The sequence below is a fragment of the Burkholderia sp. 9775_39 genome (genome assembly GCF_015712225.1).
Lineage (GTDB): Bacteria > Pseudomonadota > Gammaproteobacteria > Burkholderiales > Burkholderiaceae > Burkholderia > Burkholderia cenocepacia.
Window position 1 is genome coordinate 182,533 of record NZ_JACCQC010000003.1, and the last position, 25,009, is coordinate 207,541.

Sequence of the window (25,009 nt, forward strand, 5' to 3'; positions counted from 1 at the left end):
ACGTTTCCTTCCCTGTAGATTGCCCCGGACCGTGCGCACGCGTGGATCAGCGTGACGCGGTCTCCGTTGTCGCCGCCGTCGTGAAGCCGCATTGAGCGGGCGCGACCGGGTCGGCCATCCGGCTTTCGAATGCCAGGTAAAGCGCCTCCTCCAGTACATTCCAGTGTGCGCCGTGCCGGTACGGGCCCGATCGCGCATGCCAGCACGCGACCGTGTTCCAGTCGTTCATCTTGAATGCGACGAGTGCGATCAAGCCCCACGGATAATCGGAGCCGGCGAGTTGCAGCCAGGTCTTGCCGTACTTCTGCATCCACTGCGCGTAGATCGTCTCGTTCGATTGTTTGGGAACCTGAATGCCGGACAGGAGCGGAAAGACCTGCGCGACTTTCGCCGGATAGAACGTCGTGTCGCTGATGCGCTGCGTGCTCGCGCGAAAGCCGGACTGTGTGCCGCGCCAGAACACCTTCAGGATCGCGGACGCGAGCCGGTCGGCGCGCTGAGTCCACGGGCCGGCGCGGGCAGCGTCGGCATGCCGGACGTAATACGCGGCGAGCGCCTGGAACGCGCTGTGCACCTCGACGTTGTCCATCAGCAGCGCGACGTGCAGCGTCGACGAGATCTGATAGACGCCTGCGGGCTTGCTGAGCAGCGCGTCCAGATGCGCGGCCGCGCGATTGAGGCTGAGTTCCCATGCGGCGGGCAGGCCCTCGGGCGGCGCGAAGCGGGCGAGCAGTTCGATCCAGGTCGCCATCATCGCATCGTCGGCGTCGGCTTCGGCGCATGAGCTGTACTGGCCGCTCTTCACGCAGTAGCGATCGAAACCGCCGTCCGGACGCTGGCGCGGCAGCAGCCACGCGATCCATGCGAGCGCGGCCCGATGTGCGTCGAGCCCGGCATCCTCGGCGCCGAGCAGTGCCTTCGCCGCGAAATAAGGATCGATGCCGGCGCCGTTCAGGCGCACGGTGATCGCCCCGTCGGGGCGTTGATAGAGTCCGTTGAGCTGAAGTTCCGCGGCGCTCGCCTGCAGCGCGATGCCGCACGCGGCGACACAGCAGGCGACGCGCCACAGGCCGCATAGCCGGGCGGTGGCCGTCACGCGTGCGCGTGCGGCCGGGAAAAGCGCGGGCCGGTTCATGGTCGGGGGCTCCTGCGCGATGGTCCTGCGCAAATCCCGCCGGGCGCGGCGTTGGCCGCGTCGCGCGCCGACGGGGGTGTCGATGTCGTAACTCAGTGCACCTTGGCGCTGGTGAACTTGAGACTGGTGCCGCTGTTCGCGGTCACGAGCCAGTACGTCGAGTCGGTGATGACGACGCTGCCGAAGCCTTGCGTGATGATCGGCAGTGCGAATCCCTTCTTCGGCAGCAGCCACGTCATGTTCGCGAGGCTGGTCGGATGGCTGGCGGCGAACGCCCAGCCGCTGCCCGTGTCGGTGGCCGACCATGTGACGTTCAGGCGTGCACGATCGAAGGTCGTGATGTCACTCATCGTGTACCACTTGAACTGACCCGTCAGTTTCAGCGTATTGGCTTGCGAGAAGATCGCGGACAGCGTCGACGTGTAGGACGATGCGCCGAGCGGGTGCGCATAGATCAGCCGGCTCGTGCGGTTCGCGACGACGAAGTTCATCAGCGACGCGTACCAGTTGTTCACGTCGGCAGTCGGCACCGCGTATTGCTGGAACTCCTCGAACGTCGCGTACTTGCCGAACGGCATCACGGGGTAAGCCCACAGGCCCGGGTTCAGCAACGCGCCGTTGCGGTAGGCGCGGGTCGGTGCCGAGCCGGTGTGGCCGGTGAAGTAGTAGCCATTGAAGCCATTGCTTTCGAGCCAGTTGACCGACCAGGTCGGGGTATTGCCTTCCGGTGCCGCGTACTCGACGTCCGGCTGACCGGTCGCGGCCTGGACGGCCTGGTGGTTCATCACGAGGTACTGCGTGAACGTACTTGCGTTCGTTTCGCTCGCATTCGCCCCCCAGTAATCGTGAATCCAGCCGCCGTGGCTGCCGACGCGATGGCCCTTGGTCACGAAATACCTGAGGAGATTCTGCGCGGTCGGGTTGTTCGCGAGGTTGATGCCGTTGCCGTCGCCGAAGGCCGCTTCATCGGGGCCCGCCGTGATCACGAGCGAGAACGGCCCGTTGTTCCACACGCCGAGGCTCTTCAATTGCAGTGCCGGCTGGATCTGGTCGCCCGCGCAGAAGTGCCAGTTGAACACGAGGCCGGCCATCGCCTTCGGCAGCGGCGACAGCGACGGCAGGTTCAGCATCTGCGTGCCGAAATAATGCAGGTAGCCGTGAATCAGCATGCCGTCGGTCTGGCCGTCGAGGTAGGCGAGCGGCAGGTTGACGAACAGCACGCCGCCGTTGCCGTACGTGTTGTAGCCGGACACGAGGCCGAAGGTCGGCGAGGTCAGGATCGTCGTGCCGGTGTACGTGCCCTGCGTGACGAAACTCGGATAGGTGAGGAAGCCGTACACGTAGCCGGAGATGCCTTCGAGCGTGTCGGTGGTGGTGGCCAGCGTCGACGCGAGCGTGTTGGCCGTCTTGCCGGTCGACGTGCTCAGGAGCGAGTTGGCGGTATACGTCGTGGTCTTCTTCAGCTTGCCGGTCACGGTGCCGGTCAGCTTCGGCGGCGTCTGGCTCAGCACGCCGCTGCCCGTAGGCGGCGTCGCGTACTGGAACCAGGCCCCGTGGTTGTAATTGGCGAGGCCGCCCGGATTCGACGGGCTGGCGGCCAGAAACAGCGTGCTGCCCGACGTCGAACTCGTCGACGTGCCGGCGGTGCTGGGCGATGCGAGCGCCGTCGCGGTCGTGGTGGTCGACGACGTCGTGGTCCACGCCATCGACTTGCCGGGCGGCACCTGGAGCGTGCGCAGCCAGCTGCTCATGCCGGTCACGTTGCCGAGGCCGATCATGTTGCCGCCGTATTGGTCATACAGCACGTAGTCCACACCGGCCATGCTGCTGAAGCGCGATTTCGGGCTGACGTAGAAGCCGGCCGAATTCAGCACGCCGAAATCGTAGACGAGCATCACCTTGCCGCCGTTCAGTGCGTAGTTCTGAATCGCGGTCACGAGCGTGTCGTCGGCCGTCGTATGCACCTGATCGGGCAGGATCAGGCCCGGATACTGCGACAGCGACGCGCCGGCCGCCATGAACTGGCTGTCGGTCATCACCTTGATCTGCAGCCCTTCCTCCTGCGCGCTGTCGAGCCAGGCGGACACGCGCGAATCGGGCAGTGTCAGCGTATCGGGCACCAACAGGAGAAGCTGGTTGGTGGCCGCCCGAACGCCGCCCGGACCGAATGCGAACGCGAGCGCGAACAGCGCGAACAGGATCCGCAAGAACTTGCCTGACTTTGCCAACATGGTGTGCTCCTCGCTCAAGGAATGGGGCGTGCGGCAGCCGTGATGCGCGTGCCGCCAGGTCGACCAATCCAGCCCCGTAGACGTGTGCGGCTGTCCGGTTCGTCGGGTATCGAGCGGTGCGTGCCGACAGCGGCCGGAACGCGCGAATGCGCCGGTGTGCCATGCTGTCTTCGCCGATGAGAGGACTCGATGCGACGCATTGGAAGAAGCGAACAACGTGCCATTGGCGCAGGAGGCCCGGTACTGCTGGCTTCTTGCGATGCGGGCCGGGCGGTGCGTCCGGAAACACGGCGGAATCGTTTCATCGCTGATACGGCGCGTTCGAACGCGCTATCAGCAGACGGAATCGCGATCGCGCGTCAGTGCGCCGGGCCAGCTTGCGCAGTAGGTATAGAGCGTGACCAGCAGGCCGATCAGCAGCGGCCCGCCGAGCAGGAAATAGCAGAACGGCAAGAACAGCAGCGAGCCGTGATGGATGATCGTCGCGTGCAGCAGCATCACGAATGGCAGCGCGAACACGAAGTAGCCGAGCACCAGCAGCGATGCGACGGCCTTTTGCAGCAGCGAGAAATCGAGCGGGTAGTACAGCGCGGCCATCACCAGCGGGATCAGCGCGATCGCCGCGCCGTGCAGCACGAACATGTCGCGCAGATGCAGTGGCGGCACATACGGGAACGTGTCAGGCGCGAGCCAGAAGTACGCGCAAATCAGCAGCTGGGTGAAGCTCGCGATACGTAACAGATATGCAACAGGCAGCCAGCGTGTCCGACGGACGAACGAGGCGGCGAAGCCGATCGCGCACAGCGCGGCGGTGGCGAGCAGCAGCGTGCCGCCCGGCAGGCGGGCCGCGACGTCGATCGACAGCAGCGGCACGCGTGGCGCGTCGGCTGGATAACCGAGCACGATCACGTGCAGCGCCGGATCGATCTGCTGCGCGCCCCATGCCATGACCGCCCGCCAGTAGCGCCACGCCAGCGGCAGTCCGAACCACAGCGACGCGTACAGCGCGGGCGTCAGCAGCGCGATCGACGACAGCCAGCGCTGCGGGTACGCGTGGGTGCGCAGCGAACGGTCGACGGGAGGACGGACGGGATGCGTGGGCATGGCGTCCGCCCGCTCACCAGCGATAGAACACGCTGAGCTCGCCGCCGATCCGTGAGTAGTACGGGTTGTGGTAATAGTCGAATTCGAGTTGCGTGCCCCATTTGCGCGTGAACCAGTAGCGCCATTTCGCGGTGATCTCGTGGCTGCGGAAATCCGCGATCTGCGAGCCGGACCCGGTGACCTGATACGCTTCGCGGCCGAACCCGCCGCGCAGCACGATCACGCTCTTGCCGACTTCGCCGTAGGTGACGGCGCCGTAGTACGCAGGTGCCTTGACCGAGCCCGGTGAATCGACCGTATAGTTCGCGCCCGCCTCGAAAATCCACTTCGGCAATGCATACCAGATCACGCCGGCGTGATAGAGCTGATCGCGGTGGCCGCTGCGGTTCCATGCGTAGCCGGCGCCCAGCGACACGACCAGCGAACGATCGGACAATAGCTTGCGGTTGAGCGACAGGTCGACGCGCGCGCTCGGCAGGATCGTGCCCGACGTGGTGCCGGAAAAGCCGATTCCGCCGAACCAGTCGGGCCCGAGGTTCTGCACGTAGGTCAGCGCGCCGAGCTGCGTGTTCTCGCCGAAGCGGTGCAATTGCGCCAGTTCGCCGAGCACGGTGCGCACGCCGTCCTGATAGACGCCGCGCAGATGCACGCCGTACCAGTCGCCATAGCCGTGCGTCAGGTGCGCGCTCGAATAGCCGAGCGACAGTTCGGTGTGCGATTCCTGCGGCGCCTGCGCATGTGTGACGATGGCGTCGGGCAGCGGTGGCCGGTTCGTATCCTCGGGCGTGAACTCGGCGAGCGGCCCGCCGTCGGGGAGGCCTTCGGCGTCCACGCGCACGAACATCGATTCGTCGCGCATCCGTGGCGTGATGACGGTCGCGGGGTCCGGGGGCTGCACGGCGGGCACGGCGGCGGCATCGTCCGGCTGCTCCGCCAGCGCCGCGGGCGCGCCGAAGGCGACGCCGCACAGCATCGCGAGGGTGGCAACCGGCACGCGCGGGCCGCGATGGCTGGGGCGATCGGACATGAGGCGCTCCTTAACGGGATGTGTGGAACCAGCCGCTGCGCCACGCGACGAGATCGCCATGCACGCAGGCATGATTGACGACCGAGACGTCGCGCGCGCACGCGCTGACCGGATGACCGGCGACGCCGATGCGCGCCCCCGTCAGCCGCAGCAGGCCGCCGGCCGACACGACGCCGTCGATGCAGCTCGCGTGGGCGAGCAACACATCGTCGCGCGCGAATACCGCGCCATGCAGCAACGCGTGGCGTTCGAGCTCGACGCGATGCGCCTTGACGCTGCCGCGCAGCACGCAGCCTTCGCCGAGTACGAGCGTGCCTTCGACGATCAGGTTGCCTTGCACGACCGTGTGCGCGGGCAGGCGGACGTCGCACGGCACCAGGTAACGGCCGTGCAGGAAGCGATGCGGCAGCGACGCGAAGTGGCGGGTCAGCGAGATCGCGCGGCGCGGGGCGGCCTGCGGGTCCGCGGGCCGCGCGCCGGGCGCCGCGCCGAACACGAGCGGCTCGCCATACAGGCACGCGAAGCCGCCGGCGCCGTGCAGATGCACCGTGTCGCCGACCACGACGCCGCGCAGTACCGCGCCGTCGACGTCGATCAGCGGTGCATGCGCGAGCGTGCCGATCGTCGCGCCGGCACGAATGTCGATGCGCTCGTCGGCGAACGCGTACGCGGCCCGCGCGCCGTCGTCGAGCGTGATCGTGCGATCGGCGTAAAGCACGTCGTCGCGATGTGTGTCCCGTGCGACGTGGATCGCGTCCGCATGCTGCACGGCCAGGCCGAGCGCTTGCCACGGCGGTGTGGCGGCCGCATCCGCCGGCGACGTGCCGGCCGCGTGCGCGCGCAGCGCGTCGTGCCAGCGCGCGGCCAACAGCGCCTGATCGACGAACGGCCCGTCGCCGATCGGCAGCGCCGCGACGTCGCTGCGCCGGATCAGTTCGTGCAGCATCGGCAGGAACGGCAGGGTGAGCACGCCGGCCACCGGCACCATCACATTGAAGGTCGTCATCGCTCATCGCTCCGGTTTCAATTGCCGGCGAAAACGCTCGGTCTTGTCCCATTTCAGTTCGCGGCGGAACGCGGCGTCGAGCGCGAGCCCCCATAGCGCGGCGACGACCGCCGCAATCGTCACGCAAAAGCCGACGACGTTGACCGGTACGAGCCGCAGGCGCGTCGCGCGGCCGTCGAGCCGCGCGGCGACGACGATCTCGAAGAAAACGCCGAAGTTGCCGAAGGTGCTGAACGAGAACAGCGCGAACAGCGACAGGAGCAGGCCGAGCGCGGTCGAATTGACGCCGTTGAACAGGTAGAGCGCGAGCGCGGCGCTCCACGCGATCGCGAGCAGCGCGGGCATCGTGAACACGCCGAGCAGCAGGGCGCCATCGAGCCGGCAGCGCCGCGAGATCAGCGGATTGCGCAGCACCGGCAACAGGTAGCGCAACATCGTCTGGTTGTGCCCCTTCGCCCAGCGCGTCAGTTGCCGGGCGCGGACGGCCCAGCGCTCCGGTACTTCCTCATAGCATTCGGCGTGGTTCAGATAGACCGTGCGCCAGTCGCTCAGCAGCAGGCGGTAGGTCATGTCGGTATCTTCGGCGAGCGTGTCGTCGCACCAGCCGCCCACGGCGTCGAGCGCACCCTTGCGGATGCCGCCGACCGTGCCGCCGTACTGCGGCACCAGGTCGAGATTGTTGCGGGCTTGCTGGTTGACCTGGTAGCCGCCCGCGCGCTCGAGATCGAGCAGCCGCGCGAGCAGGTTGCTGTCCGCGTTCTGCGGCACGACGCGGCCCATCACCGCGCCGACTTCCGGATCGAAGAACGGCGCGACGAGTTCCTTCAGCAACCCCGGCCGCGGCAGGTAGTCGGCGTCGAATACCACCATGATGTCGCCGCGGATGAAGCGCAGCGCATCCTTCAGCGCGGCTGCCTTGCCCGGCTTGCCGGTCTCGCGATGAAACGGCTGGATCAGTTCGGGCGCGAGTGCGCGGACTTCGTCGATCAGCACGCGCGTGTTGTCGGTCGAGCGGTCGTTGACCGGGATGATCGTCAGCCGGTCGCGCGGGTAGGTCGTGGCCAGCAGCGCCATCAGGCAATCGACGATGACGGTTTCCTCGTTGTGGGCGGCGACGAAGACCGTGAGCCGCGGCCAATCGCCGTGGGTCATCGCGCGGTAGGGCGCGTGCTGCGGCTTGAACAGGCGGTCGAGGCTGAACAGGTAGTGCCGCGCGGCATACCCGCACGTCAACAGCGTGAACAGCCACAGGTACGCCACGCACGGCATCAGCAGCAGCTCGGGATCGAACGTGATGCTCGGCGTGCCGGCCGGCGGCGGTTCGAGCGACGCATCCGGATCGGGCGAGGCCGGTGCGGCGAGCGAGAACGTCACGCTGTCGAGCGCGGTGCGTTCCATTGCGAGCCCGGTGTTTGCCGCGTTGGCGGCGTTGACGGCGGGCACGCCGAACCGGACCGGTTCGGCGATCGCCTGCGATGCGGTGTCGCGGACGATCAGCGAGCAGGCAAGCACGATCAGCAGCAGGATGCCTTGTTCGCAGAGTGACGCCGCCCGCGTTTTCTTCATGTCCTGGTCCCCGTGCCCGCGACGACGACCGATGAGAGCTGAAGGCGCTCCGTGGATCGCGCGGACGTCAATGGGAAGCCGTGGCGCGTGGGTCGTGGCGGGCGATTGTCGGTCGCCCCGGACGAACGCGTCGCGTCGCCTCCCGGCTTCGTTGCTTTGGCGTCCCCGTCTGTCTGCTGCCGTGCGAGTGCTTCGGGACGCACCTGTCTGACATTAAGCAAGGCGTGAGCCATCTGTCGGGATGCCGCGCGCAGCAAGGATCGACGCGAAGGAAGCGGATGCGGAAGTCGCGCGGGCGGCGGGTTTTGATTCACTGACGAATCAGTGTGTATGCGTCGCATTCGACCCCATACGGTCGGTTGCGTGCGTAGAACACTTCGCACGGCGGGGGCTTCGCATCCATCGGTGGCGCCTTGCCGGGTGAAGCTTGCATGACTGATCGTCGTGCTTCATTCGTCGCACGCGCGTTGGTGTGGTGATCGAAACCGACGCCGGTTTCATGTGAGACAAATAGACCGGACTCCGATGTATTTTCCGGTTTTTGAACCGCGTTACACATACGCAACATTTCCCGCGCACCGATTCGTGTGACGCAAGCGCCGTCGCGTGTCGGAGAAATCCTGCGCGTGCGTGGGTGGCCGACGCTCGCGTGCGCGCCGCACAGTGCACAGACGAAAGTGGCGAATCGAGACGACGCAACGCGCGTCGAAAGATGCCGCAGATTCGCTGCGTCGCGGCGGCTCGACATGCGTGCACGATTCGTCGGACGACGTCGTCAGACGGATCGGTTGAGCGTCCGGCTGTTTATCGTTGTCGTGTCGATCCGGCGCGGCGAGCGCCCGTAGCAGTTGTGAAACATTCCGCAACACGCCGTCCGCACGCGACGGCCGCTGAGCGAAGCGGGCCGGGATGCGGGCCCGCTGGTTTGAATATTGCTGTAGTGGGAGGACGTAATGCTCGACACAGCGAGGAACCGCTCATGACGTGATCGATCCAGTGCAACGGGACGCCGGTAGTACGACGATTCGCGCGGCCCGGACCGCGCGGACGAGGTGGCGCGCTCGCCCCGCAGCATCGCCGCGTGTCGAGCGCGTGCGAGTACGCGATGCGCTGCCGAATACATGCTTCGCGCCACGTGCAGGATCGCCAGGCGCGCAGTGGCTAAACGAGGACAACGATGAAGAAGATCTTGCTTGTGTTCGGGACCCGGCCGGAGGCCATCAAGATGGCGCCGCTGGTGCGCGCATTGAAGGCGCAAGCGGATGTCGACGCCCGCGTATGCGTGACCGCGCAGCATCGCGAAATGCTCGACCAGGTGCTGACGCTGTTCGACATCAAGCCCGACTACGATCTCAACCTGATGCGGCAAAGCCAGACGCTGACCGACGTGACGACCGGCATTCTCCAGGCGATCGGCATGGTCTTCGACGAACTGCGGCCGGACGTCGTGCTGGTGCACGGCGATACGACGACCACGCTCGCGGTCAGCCTCGCGGCGTTCTATCGCTATCTGCCGGTCGGGCACGTGGAGGCCGGCTTGCGCAGCGGCGACATCTGGTCGCCGTGGCCGGAGGAACTGAATCGCCGCGTGACCGATGCGGTGTCGTCCTGGCATTTCGCCCCGACCGGGCAGGCGCGCGACAACCTGCTGAGCGAAGGCGTGCCGGGCGGCGCGGTCTCGCTGACCGGCAATACCGTGATCGACGCGTTGCACGAGGTCAAGCGCATGCTGGATCGCACCGCCACGCTGTCGGACAAGGTCGCCGCGTACTTCCCGTTTCTCGAACCGTCGCGACGCGTCGTGCTGATCACCGGCCATCGCCGCGAAAGTTTCGGCGAACCGTTCCGGCATTTCTGCGACGCCCTGTGCACGCTGGCGAACCGCTATCGCGATGCGCAGTTCGTCTATCCGCTGCACCTGAATCCGAACGTGAGGGAACCGGCGCGCGCGCGGCTCGGCGACGTCCCCAATATCTACCTGATCGAGCCGCAGGAATATCTTTCGTTCGTCTTCCTGATGTCGCGCGCTTATTTCATCATCACGGATTCGGGCGGCATTCAGGAAGAAGGGCCGGCGCTCGGCAAGCCGGTGCTGGTCACGCGCGAGACGACCGAGCGGCCCGAGGCGATTCAGGCCGGCACCGCGCGGCTCGTCGGCACCGATCAGGACAGGATCGTATGGGAGGCGTCGCGTCTGTTCGACAGCGAGAGCGCTTACGAGGAAATGTCGCGCGCGAGCAATCCGTACGGCGACGGCCATGCGAGCGAGCGGATCGTTCACGCGCTGATGCGCACGCCCGGTGTGCCGACGAAGACGACGAGTTTCTCGATGGGCGCTGCGGAAATGCCGTTCAACGCGCTCACGCTCGGATTGCAGGCATTGCGGTCGCCGTGAGGAAGGGCGCGCGGTAGCGCCTTCCGGCGCGTTCGACGCAGGCGTCAAGCATCCGGTCCGGCCGCGAGGTCGGCCGGATGCTTGCCTGTGCGCGACCCGGAACCCATTTTCCCGATGCATTCAAAAGTGTTTTCGCGGGAAGCCTCTTTCGCGAAACGGCGCCATGCACGGATACTTCAGCGGATATCCCACCCGCATCTTCCGGAAATCGCATCGACGCGACGAAATCCGATGCGGGCTCCTTGCACTTGCACGCGATCGCCGAGCGCCCGTCGTGTGTCACACCCTGCCATTCCCCCATGACTCAATCCATTCATCAAGCCTCGTTGCCGGCCCGCTATCGCGCGTGGACCTGGCAAGGCAGCGAGCATCCCGCGCAGTTGCGTCTCGAACAACGGGAAACGCCGGGACTGAAACCCGGCCAGGTGCTGGTCCGCAATCACGCGATCGGCCTCAATCCGGTCGACTGGAAAGTGCTCGGCGGCGCGCTCGTGAACTGGCGCCCCGGGCATGTGCCCGGCGTCGATGGCGCGGGCACGGTGGTCGCGGTCGCGGACGACGCGATGCGCCACCTGCTGGGCCGCCGCGTCGCCTATCATCAGGCGCTCGGCGAGCACGGGAGTTTCGCGGAATACACACCGGTTGCGGCCGGCGTGCTGCTGACGGTGCCCGACACGCTCGATTTCGAAACGGCGGCGAGCGTTCCGTGCCCGGCGCTGACCGCATGGCAGGCGCTCGAGAAGGTGCCGTGCCGTGCGGCGAGGGAAATCCTCGTGAGCGGCGCAGGCGGCGCGGTCGGCAACTATCTGGTGCAGATCGCCGCCGCTCGCGGGTTCGTGGTGTCGGTATCGAGCCACGAACGACATTGGGAGCGCCTGCGCGAGCGCGGGGCAAGCCATTGCCTGCCGCGTCCCGTCGATGCAACGATCGGCGCGATGCCCGAACTGGCCCGGCGTTTCTATGCGGTGTTCGACATCGTCGATGCGCGGCATGCGGCCTGCTGGGCACCTGCCGTGGCCGCGAACGGGCATATCGTGTGCATCCAGGGGCGCTTCGACACGCCGCCGCTACCGCCGTTCACGTCGAGCGCGTCGCTTCATGAAGTCGCGCTGAATGCGTTGCACACCTATGGCGACGATGCGGCGTGGCTCGAGACGACCGCGGCGGGCAGCATGCTGCTCGCCGGTATCGCGAACGGCCGGATGCAACCCGAAGCACGCGTCACCGGCGACTTCGGGAAGTTGCCGGCGCAACTGGAAGGGCTGCGGGAGCGGCGGTTCTCGGGTAAGCCGGTGGTGCTGGTCGACTGACGGAAGCGGTCGGCGCGTGGCGCGATCGGCCGGCGACGCATGCCGTGTCCGGCCGAATTCCCGTGCCGTTTGCCTGAAACGCTCGAACCGCGCCGATCCGACATCAAATCCGAAATGGCTCGATAATGCGGACGGCGATTCATGCGGACGAGCGGCTGGCTGGAATGGCGTCGAAAGGTTGCGCGGGCAACCGGCCGACGGCATCGTTCGCAGCATCCGCCCGGCCGTGCCTGCACGCGACACGGTCGACGAAACGGCGCCACGCCTGCCTGGTCGTTCGGAATGTGCGCCGCGCCGTTCGAATCCCCACTCGATGCCTGCCCGGCGGGCATCGCAACCAGGAGGTGAACGATGATCACGCTGACCGTCAACGGTAGCGAGCAGCACTTCGACGGCAATCCCGACATGCCGTTGCTCTGGTATCTGCGCGATGTGCTCGGCCACACCGGCACCAAGTTCGGCTGCGGGATGGCGCTGTGCGGTGCGTGCACCGTGCATCTCGACGGCGTGGCGATCCGCGCGTGCATCACGCCCGTCGCGGCGGCGTCGGGCAAGCGCGTGACGACGATCGAGGGGCTGTCGACGGACCTCACGCACCCGCTGCAGCAGGCGTGGCAGGAACTGAACGTCGCGCAATGCGGTTACTGCCAGTCCGGGCAGATCATGCAGGCCGCGTCGCTGCTGAAGACCAATCCCCATCCGACCGACGCCGACATCGACGATGCGATGTCCGGCAACATCTGCCGCTGCGGCACCTATACGCGCATTCGTGCCGCGATCCGGCTGGCCGTGCGCCGCGGAGGTGCCGCATGAGCGCGCCCGAACTCTCCGTCCACAACGAAAGCCGCCGCGCGTTGCTGCTCGGCTTCGCGTCCGGCGGGCTGCTGCTCGCGTTCGGCGTGCCGTCGCTCGCTCGGGCGGCCGCGCCGGTGCAGCCGCCCGTCAGCGCGAATCCGCAGTATGGCGGCGCCGGGATGCCGCACGGCTTGCGCGACGATCCGAACCTGTTCGTTGCGATCGCACCGGACGGCACCGTCACGGTGACCTGCATCCGCTCCGAGATGGGGCAGGGCGTGCGCACGAGCGTGGCGCTCGTGGTGGCCGACGAACTGGGCGCGGACTGGGCGCGCGTGAAGGTCGCGCAAGCGGTCGGCGACGAGCCGCGCTACGGCAACCAGAACACCGACGGGTCGCGCAGCCTGCGCCAGAGCTTCGCCGCGCTGCGCCGTGCCGGGGCGGCCGCGCGCACGATGCTCGCGCAGGCAGCCGCCGGCGAATGGGGCGTCGACGTGCGCCAGGTGAAGGTGACGGTGCACGAGGTCGTCGACTCGAAGAGCGGGCGCAAGCTCGGCTTCGGCGAACTGGCCGCGAAGGCGGCCGCGCTGCCGGTGCCCGATACGAAAAGCGTGCAGTTGAAGGCGCCGGCCGAATTCCGCTATATCGGCAAGGGCAAGACGGCGCTGATCGACGGACGCGACATCGTCGGCGGCCGGGCGCAGTACGGAATCGATACGCGGCTCGACGGCATGCTGTATGCGGTCGTCGCGCGGCCGCCGGCCTACGGCGATACGGTGGCGTCGTTCGACGCGTCGGCCGCCGGGAAGCTGCCGGGCGTCGTCAAGGTCGTGCAACTGGCGGCGACGCCGCTGCCGTCCGGCTTCCAGCCGCTCGGCGGCGTGGCCGTCATCGCGCGCGATACGTGGACGGCCATCCAGGCGCGCGCGCAGTTGAAGATCGACTGGAAGCACGGACCCAACGCGGGCTACGACTCGACCGAATATCGCAAGACGCTCGAAGCGGCTGCCGCGCAGCCGGGCGACGTGATCCGCAACGACGGCGACGTGGCGGCCGCACTCGCCGGCGCCGCGAAACGCGTACGCGCGACCTACTACGTCCCGCATCTCGCGCACGCGACGATGGAGCCGCCCGCGGCCGTCGCGCGCGTGGCCGACGGCCGCTGCGAGGTATGGACCTGCACGCAGGCGCCGCAGACCACGCGCGACGAGCTCGCGAAGGCGCTCGGCTTGCCGGCGGAGCGCGTGACGGTCAACGTGACGCTGCTGGGCGGCGGCTTCGGCCGCAAGTCGAAGCCCGACTACGTGGTGGAAGCCGCGCTGCTGTCGAAGGCGGTCGGCGCGCCCGTGAAGCTGACCTTCACGCGCGAGGACGACATCGCGCACGACTACTTCCACGCGGTGTCGCTCGAAGCGTTCGACGGCGGGGTCGATGCATCGGGGAAGGTGGTCGCGTGGCAGCATCGCACGGTCGCGCCGTCGATCCAGTCGACGTTCCGGGCCGGCGTCGTGCACGAGCAGCCGGGCGAGCTCGCGCAAGGCATCGCGGATCTGCCGTTCGCGATTCCGAACGTGCGGCTCGAGAATCCGGCCGCGGAAGCGCACACGAGGATCGGCTGGTTCCGCTCGGTGTACAACATCCCGCATGCGTTCGGCATCCAGAGTTTCGTGTCGGAGCTTGCGCATGCGGCCGGCCGCGATCCGAAGGATTTCCTGCTCGAGCTGATCGGGCCCGCTCGGCGTTTCGAGCCGCACATCACGGTGAAGAACGTGAACTACGGCGAGGATCCCGCGCTGTATCCGGTCGATACGGGGCGGCTGCGACGCGTGGTCGAGACGGTCGCGCGCGAAGCCGGCTGGGGCCGCAAGCTGCCGAACGGGCATGGGCTCGGGATCGCCGCGCATCGCAGCTTCGTGTCGTACACGGCCGCGGTGTGCGAGGTGCAGGTCGACGCGGACGGCAAGATCTCGGTGCCGCGCGTCGACATCGCGATCGACTGCGGGCCGCAGGTCAATCCGGAACGGGTGCGCTCGCAGCTCGAGGGCGCGGTGGTGATGGGGCTCGGCATTGCGCTGCACGGCGAGATCACGTTCAAGGACGGCCACCCGGAGCAGAGCAACTTCAACGGCTTCCAGGTGTTGAGAATGAACGAGGCGCCGCGTGAAATCCGCGTGCATCTGGTGGCGCCCGACGACTTCGCGACGCCGCTCGGCGGGGTCGGTGAACCGGGCCTGCCGCCCGTCGCGCCGGCGCTGACCAACGCGATCTTCGCGGCGACCGGCACGCGCATCCGCAGCCTGCCGGTGGCCGATCAGCTCGCGAAACCGCAGGCTGGTTGACGCAACCTCTGTCCCGCGCCGGGCCGCATCGTGCGGCCCGGTTTGCATCGACCCCTTGAACAAGGAGTGTGACGTGGCCTCATCCGATGTCAGTGTGAAGCAGACGGTTTCCCCCGCCGAATGGGAGGCGCGCGTCAACCTGGCGGCCGCGTATCGCCTCACCGCGCTGTTCGGCTGGGACGATCTCGTGTTCACCCATATTTCCGCGCGCGTGCCCGGCCCGGAGCACCACTTCCTGATCAACCCGTACGGGATGATGTTCGACGAGATCACGGCGTCGTCGCTGGTCAAGGTGGATCTCGACGGCCGCAAGGTGTCCGAATCGCCGTACGAGATCAACCCGGCCGGCTTCACGATCCACAGCGCGGTGCATGCGGCCCGCGACGATGCCCAATGCGTGATGCATACGCATTCGATCAACGGTGTGGCCGTCTCGGCGCAGGAAGCGGGCTTGCTGCCGCTGTCGCAGCAGTCGCTCGGCGTGCTCGCGTCGCTCGGCTATCACGACTACGAGGGCATCGCGCTCGACGAGGGCGAGAAGGCGCGCCTCGTGCGCGATCTCGGCAGCAATACGAACCTGATGCTGCGCAATCACGGGCTGCTGACCGTCGGTGCGACGCCGGCCGATGCGTTCGTCGCGATGTACTTCTTCGAAGCGGCCTGCATGATCCAGGTCCGCGCGCAGGCGGGCGGCTCGGCGCTGCTGCCGATCGCGCAGCCGATTCTCGACGGCATCAAACAGCAGATCGCCGCGGTCACGCGCGGGATGGGCGCCGGGGCGCTCGTCTGGCCCGGGCTGCTGCGCCGGCTCGATCGGCGCGATCCCGGCTACGCGGACTAGCGTGTTCGTCGTTGTCGTTTTCGAACGACCGTGCTAAATTCCTGCCAGCACTTGGAGCCACGCAACCCTTCATTCGGCTGACACGGCCGGCACCCCGGGAGGCAGCACGATGAGCCTGTTGATGTCGCGACGCGATCTCGCGTTCCTGCTGTACGACTGGCTCGACGCCGAAGCGCTCGTCGCGCTGCCGCGTTACGCGGAGCATAGTCGCGAGACCTTCGACGCGGTGCTCGACACCAGCGAACGGATCGCCGAAGACCTGTTCGCGCCGCATGCGGCGCGCGGCGATCGCGACGAGCCGCGGTTCGACGGCGAACGCGTGACGCTGATCCCGGAAGTCGAACCGGCCGTGCGCGCGTTCGCGGACGCCGGGCTGATCGCCGCGGGGCATGACGAAGCGCTCGGCGGCATGCGCTTGCCGAAGCTGGTCGAAGCCGCGTCGTTCCTGTTCTTCCAGGCCGCGAACATCGCGACGGCCGCGTATCCGTTCCTGACCGTCGCCAATGCGAACCTGCTCGTCGCGCACGGCAGCGCCGCGCAGATCGACGCGTTCGCGCGCCCCGAGCTGGAAGGGCGTTTCCTCGGCACGATGTGCCTGTCCGAGCCGCAAGCCGGCTCGTCGCTGTCCGACATCGCGACGCGCGCCGATTTCGAATGCGATTCGCCGCTCGGCCCGCGCTACCGGCTGACCGGCAACAAGATGTGGATATCCGGCGGCGAGCACGAGCTGGCGGAGAACATCGTCCACCTCGTGCTCGCGAAGATTCCCGACGAACATGGTCGGTTGCAACCCGGCACGCGCGGCATCTCGCTGTTCATCGTGCCGAAGTTCCTGACGGGCGCCGATGGCGATGCGAACGGCGAGCACAACGACGTCGTGCTCGCCGGGCTGAACCACAAGATGGGCTATCGCGGCACGACCAACTGCCTGCTGAATTTCGGCGAAGGGACGCGTTACCGTCCGGCAGGGCGTGCGGGCGCGATCGGTTATCTGGTCGGCCAGCCGAATCATGGGCTGGCCTACATGTTCCACATGATGAACGAGGCGCGCATCGGCGTCGGCGCGGGCGCGGTGGCGCTCGGCTACACCGGTTATCTGCACGCGCTCGACTATGCGCGCAACCGTCCGCAAGGGCGCCCGCTCGGACCGGCCGGCAAGGATGCGGCCGCGCCGCAGGCGCCGATCGTCGATCATCCGGACGTGCGGCGCATGCTGCTCGCGCAGAAGGCTTACGTCGAAGGCGGGCTCGCGTTGATCCTGTACTGCGCGAAACTTGTCGACGAAGCGCGCGCGCACGACGATGCGGCGGTGCGCGCCGATGCCGCGCGCCTGCTCGACATCCTGACGCCGATCGCGAAAAGCTGGCCGTCGCAGTGGTGCCTTGCCGCGAACGATCTCGCGATCCAGGTGCACGGCGGTTACGGCTATACGCGCGACTACGCGGTCGAACGGCTCTATCGCGACAACCGCCTGAATCCGATTCACGAAGGCACGCACGGCATCCAGGCGCTCGATCTGCTGGGCCGCAAGGTGAGCCAGGACGACGGCGCGTCGCTCCGCGCGCTCGATGCGCGGATCGGCGCGACCGCCGAGCGTGCGCGAGCGCTGGATGCCGGCATGCGCGAGCAGGCCGAGGCATTGGCCCGGCGCTGGGCGCGGCTGGGCGACGTGACACGCCAGTTGAGCGAGATCGGCGATCCGCAGACGCGGCTCGCGAACGCGAGCGTGTATCTCGAAGCGTTCGGCCATCTCGTCGTCGCCTGGCTGTGGCTCGACGTGACGCTCGCCGCGCACGGGCACGACGGCGATTTCCACGACGGCAAGCGCGCGGCGGGCCGCTACTTCTTCCGCTGGGAACTGCCGAAGGTGGATGCACAGCTCGACCTGCTGTCGAGCGTCGACACGACCACGCTCGACATGCGCGACGCGTGGTTCTGAACGTGGTTTCAACGACATTCCGGAATATCGACGAGCGCGCGGATGCCGACGGCCATCGCGCGCGCGTCGTGAACCGGCCGCGCGGGGGCGCCCGCGGACCGTACCGATGCCCGGCCACACCGGGCAAGGAGAGAAGCGCATGAAAGCCCTGTTGTGTACCGCATTCGGCCCGATCGACCGCTTGCGTATCGAAGATGTCGCGATTCCCGAACCGGCGGCCGGGCAGGTCCGGATCCAGGTGAAGGCGGCATCGCTCAATTTCCCCGACGCACTGATCGTCCAGGGGCTGTATCAGGTGAAACCGGCGCTGCCGTTCTCGCCGGGCGCCGAGTTTGCCGGCGTGATCGACGCGGTCGGCGATGGCGTCACCGCGTGGCGGCCCGGCGATTCGGTGATGGCGTTCACCGGGCACGGCGGGTTCGCGGAACACTGCGTGGCCGATGCGCACCAGCTCGCCGCGCTGCCGCCGGGGATGACGTTCGAGCAGGGCGCGGCGCTCGTGCTCGCGTACGGCACGTCGCTGCACGCGTTGCAGCAGCGGGCGCGCCTGCAGGCGGGCGAGACGCTGCTCGTGCTGGGCGCGGCGGGCGGCGTCGGGATCGCCGCGATCGAGATCGCGAAAGCGCTCGGTGCGCGCGTGATCGCCGCGGCGTCGAGCGCGGACAAGCTCGCGCTGTGCCGTGAAGCCGGCGCCGACGAGACGATCGACTATGCGACCGAAGACCTGCGCCGCCGCGTCGACGAGCTGACCGGCGGGCGCGGCGCCGACGTCGTCTACGATCCGGTGGGCGGCGCGTACAGCGAAGCGGCGCTGCGTGCGACCGCGTGGCGCGGGCGGTTCCTCGTTGTCGGCTTCGCGGCCGGCCAGATCCCGAAGATCGCGCTGAACCTCGCGCTGCTGAAGGAGCGCGACATTCTCGGCGTGTTCTGGGGCGATGCGGTGCGGCGCGACCCGGCGCAGCATGCCGCGAACATGCGGCTGCTCGCCGAATGGTTCGCGGCCGGCAAGGTGCGGCCCGCGATCACCGAGCGCGTGTCGCTGGCCGGCGCGGCCGACGCGATCGCGCGGATGGCGAACCGGCAGGTGAAGGGCAAGGTCGTGATTTTTCCGGACGCGTGATCCGGTTTCGCCGCGCGGCGACGCCATGCAGGCCGCGCGGCCGCTTCTTCATGACGGCGAAGGGCGGCGCGACCCGCTGCCACCACGCCGGACTATGCAGGCGAGCACGCGGTGCCGCGCGGCGCTGAAACGAACGCCGCCCGTCCTGCGTCAGCGGCTTCAGTCCTTCGGCAGGCGCAGCGTCTCGAGCGCATGCTGCGAAAACTCGACCCAGAACCGCTCGTTCGCGATGCCGGCCTGCAGCACCAGATGCTGCAGCCGCTTCGTGCGTGAATCGCCGGCCGCCGGAGCGCCGGCCGCCGGATCGCCGGCCGTCGCAAAGTCGCGCGCCTCGATCTGCAGATACAGATCCAGCTTTTCCTGATGAAGCGCAATGCGCCGCCGGATCTCGTGCTCGAGGCCGGCCGGCCCGAGCACGGCTTCCGCGCGCAGACGCACCATCAGCGCCTCGCGCAGCGGCGTCGGATCTTCCGGTTCGGCGATCCAGCGGCGCAATTCCTTCTTGCCGGCCGGCAGGATCCGGTACGCGCGCTTGCGGCCGCGACCGGACTCGGCGGGCAGCGATTCGATCCAGCCCATTTCCTCGAGACGCCCGAGTTCGCGATAGATCTGCTGGTGCGTCGCCTGCCAGAAGTAGCCGATCGAGCGATCGAAACGGTCGGCGAGCTCGGACCCCGAACCGGGGCGTTCGGCGAGGGCGGTGAGAAGCGCGTGCGGCAGGGACATGTCGGATCGAGGCAGGCGGCGGAATGAACCGCATCTTGCCATATCGGGGCCGCAGCACAAATGGCGAACGCATGTTTATGCAACATGTTGCATAAAAAAGGCGGCGGGCTACCATCAATGCAACTTGTTGCATAAACATGGAGACACCCGATGGCTTCCCGTTATCCGCATTTGACGACTCCGCTCGAACTCGGCTTCACGTCGCTCAGGAACCGCGTGTTGATGGGGTCGATGCACGTCGGCCTGGAGGAAGCGCCGAACGGCTTCGAGCGGATGGCCGCGTTCTATGCGGAGCGCGCGCGCGGCGAGGCCGGCCTGATCGTCACGGGCGGCTTCGCGCCGAACGAGCGCGGCCGTCCGGCGCCCGGCGGCGCGATGCTGACGACCGAAGCGGACGCCGAACGGCATCGCGTCGTGACGCGCGCGGTGCAGGCGGAGGGCGGTCGCATCGCGTTGCAGATCCTGCATTTCGGGCGTTATGCGTATCACCCGGCGCTCGCGGCGCCGAGCGCGCTGAAGGCGCCGATCAACCCGTTCACGCCGCATGCGTTGACGAGCGACGAGGTCGACGAGACGATCGCCGATTTCGTGCGATGCGCGGCGCTCGCGCAGCATGCGGGCTACGACGGGGTCGAGATCATGGGCTCCGAGGGCTACCTGATCAACGAATTCATCGCCGCGCGCACGAACCATCGCGACGATGCGTGGGGCGGCGCGTACGACAACCGCATCCGCTTCGCGGTCGAGATCGTGCGGCGCGTGCGCGAGCGTGTGGGAGCGAACTTCATCGTCATCTATCGGCTGTCGATGCTCGATCTCGTCGAAGGCGGCTCCACGCTCGACGAGGTGATCCGGCTCGCGCGGGCGATCGAGGCGGCCGGCGCGACGATCCTCAATACCGGCATCGGCTGGCACGAGGCGCGCATCCCGACCATCGCGACCAAGGTGCCGCGCGCCGCGTATGCGTGGGTGACGCGGCAACTGATGGGCAAGATCGGCATTCCGCTCGTCGCGACCAACCGGATCAATACCCCGGAAGTCGCCGAGCAACTGCTCGCCGACGGCTATTGCGACATGGTGTCGATGGCGCGGCCGTTCCTCGCCGATGCCGAATTCGTCCGCAAGGCGCGGGAAGGGCGCGCGGACGAAATCAACACGTGCATCGGCTGCAACCAGGCGTGCCTCGACCATACGTTCAGCGGCAGGATCACGTCGTGTCTCGTGAATCCACGTGCGTGTCATGAAACCGAGCTCGTGATCGCGCCCGCGCCGCGCCGCAAGCGGATCGCGGTGGTCGGCGCCGGGCCGGCGGGCCTTGGCTTCGCGGTCACGGCGGCCGAGCGCGGTCACGCGGTCACGCTGTACGAAGCGGGCGCCGAGATCGGCGGTCAGTTCAATCTCGCGAGGAAGGTGCCCGGCAAGGAGGAGTTCAACGAGACGCTGCGCTATTTCCGCCGGCAGATCGAACTGCGCGGCATCGCGCTGCACGTCGATACGCGTGCGACGGCCGAGATGCTGTTGCAGGGTGAATTCGACGAAGTGGTGATCGCGACCGGCATCGTGCCGCGCACGCCGCCGATCGACGGTGTCGGTCATCCGAAGGCGCTCGGTTATCTCGACGTGCTGCGCGACGACAAGGCCGTCGGCAACTCCGTCGCGATCGTCGGCGCGGGCGGTATCGGCTTCGACGTCGCGGAATATCTCGTTCATCGCGATCGCGGCGAGCATGGCGACGCGGACCGGTTCTTCAGCGAATGGGGCGTCGATCGATCGTATGCGAATGCCGGCGGGCTGGGCGCCGCGCGGCCCGAACCGGCCGCGCGGGAAGTGCACCTGCTGCAGCGCAAGGCGTCGAAAGTCGGCGACGGGCTCGGCAAGACCACCGGCTGGATTCACCGCACGGCGCTGAAGGCGCGCGGCGTGGGGATGTCGTCGTCGGTCACGTACCGGCGCATCGACGATGACGGCTTTCACGTGACGATCGACGGCGTCGAACGGACGCTGCCGGTGGACAACGTGGTGATCTGCGCGGGGCAGGAGCCGTCGCGCGAGCTGGCGGAACAGCTGCAGGCAGCCGGATGCCGCGTGCATCTGATCGGCGGCGCATACGAGGCCGCCGAACTCGATGCGAAGCGCGCGATTCACCAGGGCACGACGCTGGCCGCGACCCTTTGATACCGATTCGTTTCTTCCCCCGTCCAACAACGTTACTGGAGATTGCGATGACGCACCCGCCGCTGAATGTTCATCCCGCCGTCGCGAAATCGCTCGACGCGTGGCACGCGATGGTCGAACGCAAGGATTTCGGCGCGCTGGAATCGATCGTCCATCCGGACGCCGTGTTCCGTTCGCCGATGGCGTTCAAGCCGTACGGGCCGGCGCCCGCGTTGCTGATGGCGCTGCGCACGGTGATCACGATCCTCGACAACTTCACGTATCACCGCCAGTTCGTGACCGACGACGGCAAGAGCGTCGTGCTGGAGTTCGGTGCGACCGTCGGCGACAAGGCGCTGAAGGGGATCGACATGATCCGCTTCGACGACGACGGCCGGATCGTCGAATTCGAGGTCATGGTCCGTCCGTTCAATGCGCTGCAGGCGCTCGGCGCGGAAATGGGCGCGCGGCTCGGGCAGCAGTTGCCGGCATTCAAGACCGGCGGTTGAGCGGTGCAGCGGTTGCCGCATGTCGTCACGCCCGCGCGAGCCGCTCGACGAACCAGTCGCACGCGAACGCGGTGCGCTCGGATGCGTGGTTGTAGATCGTATGCTCGCCGTCCGGCCAGACCCTGAGCGTCGCGTCGCCGGACGTCGCGGCGTCGAGAAACGGCTGTTGATCGTCGAGCCGGATCAGCGGGTCCGCGCCGCCATGCAGCACCAGCAGCGGGCATGCGATGCGGTCGCGTTCGGACGAAAAGCGCATGCGCGCGAAGTTCGCCGACACCGCCTCGGGATCGTCGTTGCCGAGCATCGCCGCCGCCTGTTCGACGAACGTGCGGAACGGCAGCAGCGTGGGTGCCGCGAGCGCGCCGTTTACGCAACAGGCCGCGATCCGTGCGTCGGATGCGGCGGTCGACGCCGCCCACAACCCGCCGATGCTGTTGCCCCAGATACCGATCGGCCCGGGCACGCGCGCGGCGACGTGATCGACGAAGCGTCGGTACGCGGCGCGCGTGTCGACGTCGACGAAGATCCGCTGTTCGAGCCGCGTCTCGCCCTGGCCGGGCCCTTCGGCAAGCAGCGTCGCGACGCCGCGCGCGGCGAGCGCGCGGGCGATCGGCCAGTACGCGAAGCCCCAGCCGCTCTGGCCGCCGAACACGATCACGGTGCCGCGGATGGGCTCCGTCGTCGGACGAACCAGCCAGCCGATCAGGCGCGCATCGCCGAACGGCACTTCGACGCGTTCGATCCGTTTGTCGGACCAGCGCGCGAGGCCGTACGACGCGTCGACGAGCCGCGCATACAGCGCGCGCTTGCGCGGCACGTCGTGATTGAACGCCATCTGCGCGAACAGCAGATCGGCGATGGCCATTGCCTGCGCGTCGGCGGCCGTGACGAGGTGGCCGGCGTCCGCCGCCTGGGTGGCGCGCGCGAGCTGCGCGTCCGCCAGCGCTTCGGCCGCGACGTCCCATGGTTCGCCGGCCGACGTGCGTGCGTGCAGCGCCACGGCGTCCGCGTAGTCCATTCCGCAATCGAGCAGGCGCGTGACGGGCATCGCGCGTTGCAGCGACAGCGCGAACGGTGACAGTTCGGTCGTCATGCGTGCGTCTCCTTCACGAAACGTGGGCGGTTGGGGCCGACACCGCGGCCGGCGTGGTGGAACGGGGCGACCAGTGCAGCGTGTCGCGCAGGGCGTCGACGAGTGCGCCGAGGCCGCGCAGGTCGGCCACCGAACCGAACACGATGAAATCGGGCCGCTTGATGTACGCGGCGATGCCGTGCGCCTGCAGGAACGCGTGCTGTTCGCCGTCGACGTCGATCACCGCATCCGGCGCGCAGACGTCATCGGCCAGCACGGCAACGTGGCAACCGAGTTGCGCGAGGAACGCGCGCTGCGCGTCGTCGAGATGGCGGGCGGGGTGCTCGCGCGTGACGAGCTGAAAACCCTGGCCGACCACGTCGTCGAAGCGGCCTTCGGCCGCGCCGCGGCGGACGCGCCCTTGCGGCGCCGGCGCGCCGGTCGTCGGCAGCAGCGTACCGTCGGCTTCGGCGTGCACGATGCCGTGCTCGAGCTTCGGGAACGGCGGCATCGGCGGCATGGCGCCGGAGCGGAACGCCGCGTCGCGCTCGGCGACCTTGCGCGGATCGTCCTCGTTGACGATCTGCCCGAGGAACAGCGACATCTGCGTGATCGCGCTCACGTGCGGGCGGCGCTCGGCTTCGTAGGTGTCGAGCAGGTCGGCATGCGCGCGCCCGGTCAGCACGAGATCCAGCTTCCATGCGAGGTTGATGCCGTCGCGCATGCCGGAGCACGCGCCTTGTCCCATGTACGGCATCATCGTGTGCGCGGCGTCGCCGGCGAGCAGCACGCGGCCGGCGCGCCAGCGTTCGGCCATGCGCGTTTCGAACGTGTAGACGACGTGGCGCAGCAGCGTCAGGTCGTCCGGTCCGTAACCGTAGTGATCGTCGAGCCACTTCCAGCCGGCCGCTTCGGTTTCCCAGTCGGCCGTCGATTCGTTCGGCAGCACGCGCAGCTCGAAACGCGTGCGCTTCGTGCCGATCGGCATGTGCATGTACGCGCGGGCCGGGTCGCAGTAGATCGTCGTGCGCGCGCAGCCATCGCCGAGATCGAGCCTGTTCTCCGAGTCGAGATTGAGCCAGCGCTCGTTGTAGCCGAAATCGGACCGCTCGATGCCGAGCGTGCGGCGCACGAAGCTGTTCGCGCCGTCCGCGCCGATCAGGTAGCGTGCGCGGATCGTGCGCGGCTGGCCGGTCCATTGCGCGTCCTGGCCGCCGCGCCACGGATGCGCGGTGAGCGTCACGCCGTCGTCGTCCTGTTGCAGCATGTCGACTTCCCAGCCGCGCAGGATCGTCACGTTGCGGAACGTGCTCGCGCGTGCATCGATCGCATCCTCGATATCGGGCTGGTAGATCGAGATGTGCGCGGGATAGCCGCACGCGCGGCCGGTCCAGTTCAGTTCGAGCAGCAGGTCGCCGTTCGCGTCGCGGTAGTGGTAGGTGTCGACCGCCTTCGCGTTGCGCAGCGCGTGATCGACGTCGGCGCTGGCCTGCACGATCCGCGCGGTTTCGCCGTCGATGTGCGTGAGGCGCGGCAGGCCGTACGGCGTCGGCCAGCGTTCGAGGACGATCACGCGATGGCCGGCGCGGCCGAGCATCGATGCGGCGACGAGGCCGGTCGGGCCGTAGCCGACGATCGCGACGTCACAGGGTTCGACGGTGCGCTCGCCGTGCGCGCTCGATTCGGTATTCATGCGGGTTGTCTCCATGACGGTTTCGTTTATTGGTTTGTCGTGTGTTC

At 67.9% G+C, this 25,009-nt stretch carries 18 protein-coding genes; 9 read left to right on the top strand and 9 right to left on the bottom strand.

Annotated elements, in window-relative coordinates; genetic code table 11:
* Positions 1–46: 46 nt before the first annotated feature.
* The 6 genes from H0X90_RS06015 to H0X90_RS06040 all read right to left on the bottom strand — a co-directional run bounded on the left by H0X90_RS06015 (position 47) and on the right by H0X90_RS06040 (position 8,069).
* Entirely contained in the window at positions 47–1,135 is a 1,089-nt protein-coding gene (locus H0X90_RS06015; protein ID WP_077189644.1) for a hypothetical protein, read from the bottom strand.
* A gap of 92 nt (positions 1,136–1,227) precedes the next feature.
* Positions 1,228–3,366, bottom strand: coding sequence for a polysaccharide deacetylase family protein (locus tag H0X90_RS06020; protein ID WP_006497592.1), 2,139 nt, complete (start codon positions 3,364–3,366; stop codon positions 1,228–1,230).
* A gap of 333 nt (positions 3,367–3,699) precedes the next feature.
* Positions 3,700–4,470 carry a hypothetical protein gene (locus H0X90_RS06025; RefSeq protein WP_006490531.1) on the bottom strand — a complete coding sequence of 257 codons (771 nt, stop codon included), beginning with the start codon at positions 4,468–4,470 and terminating at the stop codon, positions 3,700–3,702.
* Positions 4,471–4,483: 13 nt separating this feature from the next.
* Positions 4,484–5,497 (bottom strand): YaiO family outer membrane beta-barrel protein, encoded by a 1,014-nt coding sequence (locus tag H0X90_RS06030; protein WP_077189645.1) that lies wholly within the window; start codon positions 5,495–5,497, stop codon positions 4,484–4,486.
* A 10-nt stretch (positions 5,498–5,507) separates the two neighbouring features.
* Positions 5,508–6,503, bottom strand: coding sequence for a polymer-forming cytoskeletal protein (locus H0X90_RS06035; RefSeq protein ID WP_059721272.1), 996 nt, complete (start codon positions 6,501–6,503; stop codon positions 5,508–5,510).
* 3 nt (positions 6,504–6,506) lie between these two features.
* Positions 6,507–8,069, bottom strand: coding sequence for a glycosyltransferase family 2 protein (locus tag H0X90_RS06040; RefSeq protein ID WP_058901331.1), 1,563 nt, complete (start codon positions 8,067–8,069; stop codon positions 6,507–6,509).
* Between the two features lie 1,177 nt (positions 8,070–9,246).
* On the opposite strand from H0X90_RS06040, the gene wecB reads away from it, so the two are divergent.
* The 7 genes from wecB (at position 9,247) to H0X90_RS06075 (ending at position 18,808) form a co-directional block, all read left to right on the top strand.
* On the top strand, positions 9,247–10,464 hold the full coding sequence (gene wecB, locus H0X90_RS06045; protein ID WP_006497588.1) for a non-hydrolyzing UDP-N-acetylglucosamine 2-epimerase: 1,218 nt from the start codon (positions 9,247–9,249) through the stop codon (positions 10,462–10,464).
* Positions 10,465–10,763: 299 nt separating this feature from the next.
* The gene (locus H0X90_RS06050; RefSeq protein ID WP_227739771.1) at positions 10,764–11,774 is read left to right on the top strand and encodes a zinc-binding dehydrogenase; all 1,011 of its coding nucleotides are present in this window, start codon (positions 10,764–10,766) and stop codon (positions 11,772–11,774) included.
* Between the two features lie 351 nt (positions 11,775–12,125).
* On the top strand, positions 12,126–12,587 hold the full coding sequence (locus H0X90_RS06055; protein WP_006490528.1) for a (2Fe-2S)-binding protein: 462 nt from the start codon (positions 12,126–12,128) through the stop codon (positions 12,585–12,587).
* Entirely contained in the window at positions 12,584–14,908 is a 2,325-nt protein-coding gene (locus tag H0X90_RS06060; RefSeq protein ID WP_077189646.1) for a xanthine dehydrogenase family protein molybdopterin-binding subunit, read from the top strand. The genes H0X90_RS06055 and H0X90_RS06060 overlap by 4 nt, the downstream gene beginning before the upstream one ends.
* A gap of 73 nt (positions 14,909–14,981) precedes the next feature.
* Entirely contained in the window at positions 14,982–15,749 is a 768-nt protein-coding gene (locus tag H0X90_RS06065) for a class II aldolase/adducin family protein (RefSeq protein ID WP_006490608.1), read from the top strand.
* Between the two features lie 109 nt (positions 15,750–15,858).
* On the top strand, positions 15,859–17,688 hold the full coding sequence (locus H0X90_RS06070) for an acyl-CoA dehydrogenase (protein WP_077189647.1): 1,830 nt from the start codon (positions 15,859–15,861) through the stop codon (positions 17,686–17,688).
* Between the two features lie 139 nt (positions 17,689–17,827).
* Positions 17,828–18,808: an NADPH:quinone oxidoreductase family protein gene (locus H0X90_RS06075; protein WP_077189648.1), complete on the top strand. Its 981-nt coding sequence runs from the start codon at positions 17,828–17,830 to the stop codon at positions 18,806–18,808.
* Positions 18,809–18,967: 159 nt separating this feature from the next.
* Here the strand turns inward: H0X90_RS06075 and H0X90_RS06080 are convergent, their stop codons facing one another.
* Complete coding sequence (locus tag H0X90_RS06080) at positions 18,968–19,534, bottom strand: PadR family transcriptional regulator (protein ID WP_006497582.1); 567 nt, start codon at positions 19,532–19,534, stop codon at positions 18,968–18,970.
* A 150-nt stretch (positions 19,535–19,684) separates the two neighbouring features.
* Between H0X90_RS06080 and H0X90_RS06085 the strand changes: the two genes are divergently transcribed.
* Positions 19,685–21,709, top strand: coding sequence for an FAD-dependent oxidoreductase (locus H0X90_RS06085; protein ID WP_062910785.1), 2,025 nt, complete (start codon positions 19,685–19,687; stop codon positions 21,707–21,709).
* Positions 21,710–21,756: 47 nt separating this feature from the next.
* Complete coding sequence (locus tag H0X90_RS06090) at positions 21,757–22,197, top strand: nuclear transport factor 2 family protein (protein WP_006490563.1); 441 nt, start codon at positions 21,757–21,759, stop codon at positions 22,195–22,197.
* Between the two features lie 25 nt (positions 22,198–22,222).
* Here H0X90_RS06090 and H0X90_RS06095 read toward each other — a convergent pair whose 3' ends face one another.
* The gene (locus H0X90_RS06095) at positions 22,223–23,290 is read right to left on the bottom strand and encodes an alpha/beta hydrolase (protein WP_034200738.1); all 1,068 of its coding nucleotides are present in this window, start codon (positions 23,288–23,290) and stop codon (positions 22,223–22,225) included.
* A gap of 13 nt (positions 23,291–23,303) precedes the next feature.
* Positions 23,304–24,962: a bifunctional 3-(3-hydroxy-phenyl)propionate/3-hydroxycinnamic acid hydroxylase gene (locus H0X90_RS06100; protein WP_077189650.1), complete on the bottom strand. Its 1,659-nt coding sequence runs from the start codon at positions 24,960–24,962 to the stop codon at positions 23,304–23,306.
* Between the last annotated feature and the right edge of the window lie 47 nt (positions 24,963–25,009).

Coding starts and splice junctions, on each gene's coding strand:
- H0X90_RS06015 (WP_077189644.1), bottom strand. CDS start 1,135: ATGAACCGGCCCGCGCTTTTCCCGGCCGCACGCGCACGCGTGACGGCC.
- H0X90_RS06020 (WP_006497592.1), bottom strand. CDS start 3,366: ATGTTGGCAAAGTCAGGCAAGTTCTTGCGGATCCTGTTCGCGCTGTTC.
- H0X90_RS06025 (WP_006490531.1), bottom strand. CDS start 4,470: ATGCCCACGCATCCCGTCCGTCCTCCCGTCGACCGTTCGCTGCGCACC.
- H0X90_RS06030 (WP_077189645.1), bottom strand. CDS start 5,497: ATGTCCGATCGCCCCAGCCATCGCGGCCCGCGCGTGCCGGTTGCCACC.
- H0X90_RS06035 (WP_059721272.1), bottom strand. CDS start 6,503: ATGACGACCTTCAATGTGATGGTGCCGGTGGCCGGCGTGCTCACCCTG.
- H0X90_RS06040 (WP_058901331.1), bottom strand. CDS start 8,069: ATGAAGAAAACGCGGGCGGCGTCACTCTGCGAACAAGGCATCCTGCTG.
- wecB (WP_006497588.1), top strand. CDS start 9,247: ATGAAGAAGATCTTGCTTGTGTTCGGGACCCGGCCGGAGGCCATCAAG.
- H0X90_RS06050 (WP_227739771.1), top strand. CDS start 10,764: ATGACTCAATCCATTCATCAAGCCTCGTTGCCGGCCCGCTATCGCGCG.
- H0X90_RS06055 (WP_006490528.1), top strand. CDS start 12,126: ATGATCACGCTGACCGTCAACGGTAGCGAGCAGCACTTCGACGGCAAT.
- H0X90_RS06060 (WP_077189646.1), top strand. CDS start 12,584: ATGAGCGCGCCCGAACTCTCCGTCCACAACGAAAGCCGCCGCGCGTTG.
- H0X90_RS06070 (WP_077189647.1), top strand. CDS start 15,859: ATGAGCCTGTTGATGTCGCGACGCGATCTCGCGTTCCTGCTGTACGAC.
- H0X90_RS06075 (WP_077189648.1), top strand. CDS start 17,828: ATGAAAGCCCTGTTGTGTACCGCATTCGGCCCGATCGACCGCTTGCGT.
- H0X90_RS06080 (WP_006497582.1), bottom strand. CDS start 19,534: ATGTCCCTGCCGCACGCGCTTCTCACCGCCCTCGCCGAACGCCCCGGT.
- H0X90_RS06085 (WP_062910785.1), top strand. CDS start 19,685: ATGGCTTCCCGTTATCCGCATTTGACGACTCCGCTCGAACTCGGCTTC.
- H0X90_RS06090 (WP_006490563.1), top strand. CDS start 21,757: ATGACGCACCCGCCGCTGAATGTTCATCCCGCCGTCGCGAAATCGCTC.
- H0X90_RS06095 (WP_034200738.1), bottom strand. CDS start 23,290: ATGACGACCGAACTGTCACCGTTCGCGCTGTCGCTGCAACGCGCGATG.
- H0X90_RS06100 (WP_077189650.1), bottom strand. CDS start 24,962: ATGAATACCGAATCGAGCGCGCACGGCGAGCGCACCGTCGAACCCTGT.